This is a genomic window from Dietzia sp. SLG310A2-38A2, assembly GCF_014145095.1.
Lineage (GTDB): Bacteria > Actinomycetota > Actinomycetes > Mycobacteriales > Mycobacteriaceae > Dietzia.
Window position 1 is genome coordinate 1 of sequence record NZ_JAALDX010000329.1, and the last position, 5,309, is coordinate 5,309.

5 protein-coding genes and 1 pseudogene are annotated in these 5,309 nt (G+C 69.4%); 4 read left to right on the forward strand and 2 right to left on the reverse strand.

All coding sequences use genetic code 11. The annotated features are described in order from the left end of the window. The 3 genes from G6027_RS11915 to G6027_RS11925 all read left to right on the forward strand — a co-directional run. Positions 1-575: Zn-ribbon domain-containing OB-fold protein (locus tag G6027_RS11915; protein ID WP_182637364.1), on the forward strand; the 575-nt coding region annotated here is incomplete at its 5' end. Next, positions 572-1,009, forward strand: coding sequence for a MaoC family dehydratase (locus G6027_RS11920; protein WP_346995716.1), 438 nt, complete (start codon positions 572-574; stop codon positions 1,007-1,009). The genes G6027_RS11915 and G6027_RS11920, both read left to right, overlap by 4 nt. Next, a complete protein-coding gene (locus G6027_RS11925; RefSeq protein ID WP_182637365.1) occupies positions 1,006-2,178 on the forward strand; it encodes a lipid-transfer protein in 1,173 nt (390 codons plus the stop codon). Before G6027_RS11920 ends, G6027_RS11925 begins: the two co-directional genes overlap by 4 nt. Positions 2,179-2,187: 9 nt before the next feature. On the opposite strand, the gene G6027_RS11930 is transcribed toward G6027_RS11925, so the two are convergent. Further along, complete coding sequence (locus G6027_RS11930) at positions 2,188-3,267, reverse strand: alpha/beta hydrolase (protein WP_241727063.1); 1,080 nt, start codon at positions 3,265-3,267, stop codon at positions 2,188-2,190. Between the two features lie 187 nt (positions 3,268-3,454). Between G6027_RS11930 and G6027_RS11935 the strand changes: the two genes are divergently transcribed. Further along, positions 3,455-5,104: an AMP-binding protein gene (locus tag G6027_RS11935; RefSeq protein ID WP_182637366.1), complete on the forward strand. Its 1,650-nt coding sequence runs from the start codon at positions 3,455-3,457 to the stop codon at positions 5,102-5,104. Between the two features lie 10 nt (positions 5,105-5,114). Here the strand turns inward: G6027_RS11935 and G6027_RS11940 are convergent. Next, a pseudogene (locus G6027_RS11940) lies at positions 5,115-5,309 on the reverse strand (hypothetical protein); the annotation flags it as partial.

Here is a 5,309-nt window from a genome sequence, read left to right on the forward strand (position 1 = left end):
TGAAGACCGCCGGGCCGGCGGCCGACGAGCCCGCGGACGCTCCCGCCGACCCGATCGTGGCCAGCTCCGGCTCGGCGACCGACGACCTGGTGGTGGGCGAGGTCCTGCGCCCGTCGGTCTCGCACGACACCCGCTTCTTCTGGGAGGGCGTCCGCGCCCACGAACTGCGTGTCCAGACGCGCGAGGACGGCTCGCTGCAGCACCCGCCCGTGCCGGCGCTGTGGAAGACCAGGTCCGAGCAGACCGACTACGTCGTGGCCTCCGGTCGCGGCACCGTCTTCAGCTTCGTCACCCACCACGCCCCGCGTGTGCCGGGCCGCACACGGTTCCCGTTCGTCATCGCCCTCGTGGAGCTGGAGGAGGGGGTGCGGATGCTCGGCGAGCTACGCGACGTCGACCCGGCCGAGGTGTCGATCGGCATGCCGGTGGAGGTCGAGTTCCTCGACATGCCCGGCGACCCGGCCGAGGACGCCGCGTTCGGCACCGAGCCGTGGACGCTGTACGCGTGGCGACCCGCCGGCGCCCCGCCGGTGGAGCGTCAGATGCCCGAGGTGAAGAAAGAGGTCGCCAAGTGAGCACCGATCGAGTGATCTGCCCCGCCGAGCCGCCCGCCGTGGCGGTGGGGGACAGGCTCCCCGAGCTGACCATCGAGGGCACCCCGACCTTCATCGTGGCCTCCGCCCTGGCGACCCGGGACTTCCAGGACGTCCACCACGACCGCGACCTCGCCCATGCCAAGGGCTCCAAGGACATCTTCGTCAACATCCTCACCGACACCGGCCTGGTGCAGCGGTTCGTCACCGACTGGGCGGGCCGGCGCGCACGGATCACCTCGATCAGGCTGCGCCTCGGCGTGCCCTGGTACGCCTACGACTCCCTCACCCTGACCGGTGAGGTCACGGGGGTCGACGACGACGGGTTGGTCACGGTGAAGATCGTCGGCACGGACTCGTTGGGCGCGCACGTCACCTCGACGGCGACCCTCTACATGAATGGAGACCCGCAGTGAGCACCCTGGCAGACAAGGCTGCGATCGTCGGGATCGGCGCCACCGACTTCTCCAAGGACTCGGGCCGCTCCGAGCTGCGCCTGGCCGCCGAGGCCGTGCGCGCGGCCGTGGCTGACGCGGGGCTACAGCCGGCCGATGTCGACGGACTGGTGTCGTTCACCATGGACACCAACACCGAGATCGCGGTCGCCCGCGCCGCCGGCATCGGCTCACTGAACTTCTTCTCCCGCATCCACTACGGCGGCGGTGCCGCGTGCGCGACCGTGCAGCAGGCCGCGATGGCCGTGGCGACGGGCGTGGCCGAGGTCGTGGTCTGCTACCGCGCGTTCAACGAGCGCTCCGGGATGCGGTTCGGCCAGGTCAACTCCGCACTGGTCCAGCAGGTCAACTCCTCCGGTACGGACAACGCCTTCTCCTACCCGCACGGGCTCTCGACCCCGGCGGGCTTCGTGGCCATGGTCGCGCAGCGCTACATGCACGAGTACGGAGCCATCAGCGAGGACTTCGGCCGGGTCGCGGTGGTGGATCGCAAACACGCCGCCGCCAACCCGGCCGCGTTCTTCCACGGCAAGCCCATCACGCTCGCCGACCACCAGAGCTCGCGCTACATCGCCGAGCCGCTGCACCTGCTGGACTGCTGCCAGGAGTCCGACGGCGGACAGGCGATCGTCGTGACGACCCCCGAGCGGGCGCGTGACCTGCCGCATCGGCCGGTGTCGATCGCGGCGGCCGCCTCGGGCTCGGGGCCGGACCAGTACATCATGACCTCGTACTACCGCCCGGAGCTCGCGGGACTGCCCGAGATGGGCATCGTCGGCGACCAGCTGTGGGCCCAGTCCGGCCTGCGTCCGCAGGACATGGACATGGCGGTGCTCTACGACCACTTCACGCCGTACGTCCTCATGCAGCTCGAGGAACTGGGCTTCTGTGGCCGAGGAGAGGCCAAGGACTTCGTCCGCGAACCGGGTGCGCTCGAGGTGGGCGGCCGACTGCCGCTCAACACGCACGGTGGCCAGCTGGGTGAGGCCTACATCCACGGCATGAACGGCATCGCCGAGGGCGTGCGTCAGCTGCGGGGCGACTCGGTCAACCAGGTGCCGGGTGCCGAGAAACTGGTCGTGACCGCGGGTACCGGCGTGCCGACGTCGGGCCTGGTGCTGACGGTCTGACCGGAGTGCTCAGCCGCGCAGGCACCCGCGGACGAACGACCCGATGTCGCGCACCGCGACCTTGGCCTCGGGGACGAGGGGGTGGAACACCTGGAACACGTGGAACTGGTGTGGCCACAGCTGGAACTCGTGACGGACCCCGTGCTCGGCGAAACGCTCGGCGAGGTTCTCGATCCCCCCGCAGAAGATCTCCTCGCCGCCGCACTGGATGAGGAACGGCGGCCAGTCGGGGGACGGGACGTGGTTGATCGGCGAGATCGCGGGGTCCTCCGGGTCCACTCCCGGTGCGTACTGCCGTCGGCAGAGCTCGGCCAGGCCCAGGGCGAGGAACGGGTCCTTGCGGGTGCGGTCGCGGGCGGTCATGTCCGTGAAGTCCAGGTCCACCCACGGCGAGAGCAGGACGACCCCCGCCGGCATCGCGGCCTGCTTCTTCTCGAGGGCCGCCACGAGTTGGAGGGCGAGGTTGCCGCCGGCGGAGTCCCCGGCCACCACGATGTCCTCCGCCCGGAAGCCCATGCTCAGCAGCCACTCCCAGCCCGCGAGGGTGTCCTCCGTGGCCGCGGGGTGCGGATGCTCCGGTGCGAGCCTGTAGTCGGGCAGGAAGACGGGCACGCCGGTCTCGCTGGCGATCCGCGACGCCAGGGCCTTGTGCGACCAGGGTGAACCGAAGGTGAAGCCGCCCCCGTGGATGTGGAAGATCACCTTGTCCGAGTGGAAGAACCGCTTACGACCCACCCAGAGCCCGGGAACGGGGCCGTCCGAGGACCAGTCGTTGGTGGTCTCGAGGGCGGCCGCCCGGCCGGCTCCGGACGTCAGTGCTCGCAGTCGGCCGAGGGACACGTCGGTCGCCGGCATCTTGTCGAGGGCCGGGCGGACGAACATCCTCAGTCCTCCGGCCAGTCCGCGGGACCGGAGGGTCCCCTGAGCCCCCGGGCCGGTCAGTGCCGGTCTCCGGGCGGACGGTCGATCCGCCTCCGGGGCGGCCGATCGGCGACCGTCCACCGGGACGGTCCCCGCCCGGGTGGCGTGGGGCAGCATCAGGCCCCCGTCGTAGGGCGCGCGGCTCTCTGGGGACCGCCGTGAACTCATGTCCAAAATGTAGGCGCTCGGGGGCGTGGGGTCACGCATAATCGTTGTCGTGGACACGACTTGCTCTAGAACTCGTTCTACTTATTGAGAGTTTGGCCTGATCAGGGTGCCGTCTGGACATGAGAACAAGTTCAGGTCACAATGTGAGGACAGCCACATTTCGTCCGCCCTCGCGAAGGATTCTGCCATGACCGAAGCTGCTGACCATTCGACCGATCCGCTCGCCGGAACCAACCCGGAGATGAACCAGGCCGCGGTGTTCGAGGCCGTCGCCGACAAGATCCCGGACAACGCACTGTTGACCATGGACGGCGTCGACTACACCTACCGTCAGGTCGACGATCTCGCCAACCAGATGGGTCACCTGCTCCGCGCACACGGTGCGGAGCCGCTCAGCCACGTCGCGCTGTACATGAAGAACAGCGCCGCGCACATGGCGGCCATCATCGGGTGCATGAAGACCCGGGTGGCCGGGATCAACGTGAACTACCGGTACACCGCGCCCGAGTTGGTCTACCTGTTCAACGACTCCAAGTCGATCGCCGTGTTGGTCGACGCCGAGTTCGCCGAGACCATGGCCGCCGCGGTCCCGAAGCTCGAGACCGTGCGCACGGTGATCGTGTTCGGCGGAGTCCCGGAGGTCCTGGCCTCGGCATGTGCCGAGAGGGGCCTCACGGTGGTGGACGGGGACACCGAGTGGCCGGCACAGTCGGCGGAGCGGGACTTCGAGCCCGTCCGCGGCGACGACCACTGGATCGTCTACACCGGCGGGACCACCGGCTTCCCCAAGGGCGTGCAGTGGCACATGTCGGACTACTTCTACGCGTGCCTGTCCGGTGGCAACCCCTACGGTGACAAGCGGCACAGCCCCGCCGAGGTCGCCGACAACGTCTCGCCCGAGGGCGGGATGAAGGTGGTCATCTCGGCCCCGCTCATGCACGGTGCAGGCCTGTTCACGCTGCTGACCTTCGTCAACCTCGGAGGCCACCTGATCATGTTCCGCGAGTTCGACGCGGCGGAGATCATCCGTGCGACCGCCGAGCACAAGGCCCACATCCTCATGTTCGTCGGCGACGGCATGGCGGTGCCGCTGACCGACGAGCTGGTCAAGGGCACCGAGACCATGGACTTCAGCACGCTGTTCATGATGGCTTCCGGTGGCGGCATCTGGTCCAAGTCCAGCCGCGAGCGTGTGCTCGAGGTGCTGCCCAACATCATCATCCGCGACAACTTCGGCGCCTCGGAGGCCGGCAACGACGGCGAGCTGGGGATGAGCGAGTCCGGCGAGATGACCATCCCGGCCAGCCCCAAGCTCGGCCTGGTCGACGAGGACTTCCGGCCCATCGAGCCGGGCTCGGACGAGATCGGTTACATCGTCCGCCGCGGGCACCTGCCGATCGGCTACTGGAACGACCCGGAGAAGACCGCCAAGACGTTCCCCGTGGTCGACGGCCGACGCGTCTCGGTGCTGGGCGACATGGGCCAGCTCCGCGAGGACGGCACCATCGTGTTCCTCGGCCGCGGCTCGGGGTGCATCAACACCGGCGGCGAGAAGGTCTTCCCGGAGGAGGTCGAGCAGGCGCTCAAGGCGCACCCCGCCGTGCACGACGCGCTGGTCGCCGGGGCGCCGGACCCGCGCTACGGCCAGAAGGTCGCCGCCGTGGTCTCGTTCCGCGAGGGCCAGTCGGTCGAGCAGGACGAGCTGTCCGAGTTCCTGCGTCAGTCCCTGGCCAACTACAAGGTCCCCAAGGTGATCGTGGACGTGCCCGAGATCCGCCGCTCGCCCGCGGGCAAGGCCGACTACAAGTGGGCCAAGGACCAGCTGCCCGCGAGCTGACGGCAAGGCGCTAGTCCGTCGCGAGGATCCGCTCGACCGCGCCCAGCGGGACCCCCATCCAGCTGGGCCGGTTGCGCGACTCGTACACCACCTCGTAGAGGGCCTTGTCCAGCGTGTACGCCCGGAGGAGCGCACCGGTGTCGCGCGGGTCGGAGTCGCTGACCTCGGCGTACCCGGCGCAGAAGGCGTCGACGTTGCGGTCCCG

Excerpts from the sequence above, each read along its gene's own strand:
- G6027_RS11935 (WP_182637366.1), top strand. The coding sequence starts at position 3,455 with ATGACCGAAGCTGCTGACCATTCGACCGATCCGCTCGCCGGAACCAAC.
- G6027_RS11930 (WP_241727063.1), bottom strand. The coding sequence starts at position 3,267 with ATGAGTTCACGGCGGTCCCCAGAGAGCCGCGCGCCCTACGACGGGGGC.